At 37.6% G+C, this 604-nt stretch carries 1 protein-coding gene; it reads right to left on the bottom strand.

The window, feature by feature from the left end:
- Positions 1-45 precede the first annotated feature (45 nt).
- Positions 46-405 carry a hypothetical protein gene (locus AAEY79_RS14175; protein WP_352288861.1) on the bottom strand — a complete coding sequence of 120 codons (360 nt, stop codon included), beginning with the start codon at positions 403-405 and terminating at the stop codon, positions 46-48.
- Positions 406-604 lie beyond the last annotated feature (199 nt).

Below are 604 nucleotides of genomic sequence, written 5' to 3'. Positions count from 1 at the left end.
TATTCTTGGTCGAAAACAATAGATTAGTGAGGTGCTCTTCTTTTTTCAATCACTTTTAAAGTTGAGAGTGGGGTATTCAATATAATTTTGTATTGCTATAATTAAAAACTTGCTTAAAGGTATGAGTCTTCCCTGCTCTTGTCCTTGACGCTCTTCTTTATCAGAGACCCAAAACAACCCTGCTATAAAATCAAGCTGGTTTAACACACCTGGCGCATGTACAACAGGTCTTATACCTGTCTGAATCATAATAATATGCCATAGCCAAATACCATAGGCATTAAACTGCTCTATATAACGATCCTGTCGAATACTTAAGTTTCGCTCAAGGCATCCATTAAAACTTTCGGCTCCATTCGCTAATTCTGAAAAGAACTTTTGACATGTCAGTTTATTTAAAGCCATATCACTACCGATATAACTCTGGCGCTCTATATTTTCTGATTTAGTTTTGTAATCTTGACGAAGCTGTGACCCCTGCCGTCAAATCCGTACAGTTAAACTTGGGAGATTTTAGTTACGCAGCCTGACGATAATAGTCAAACCACACCTGTCTTGGCGATTTATAGCCTAAACCCTTTTGAATTCTCGTTTGGTTGTAGTA

The organism is Psychrobacter sp. GW64-MNA-CIBAN-0177, assembly GCF_040309585.1.
Taxonomy (GTDB): domain Bacteria; phylum Pseudomonadota; class Gammaproteobacteria; order Pseudomonadales; family Moraxellaceae; genus Psychrobacter; species Psychrobacter okhotskensis.
Note: the sequence above shows the minus strand (reverse complement) of the source record. Positions and strands in the feature narration are given on the sequence as shown.

Bases quoted from the DNA above. Each gene is read 5' to 3' on its own strand.
- AAEY79_RS14175 (WP_352288861.1), bottom strand. From the start codon at position 405: ATGGCTTTAAATAAACTGACATGTCAAAAGTTCTTTTCAGAATTAGCG.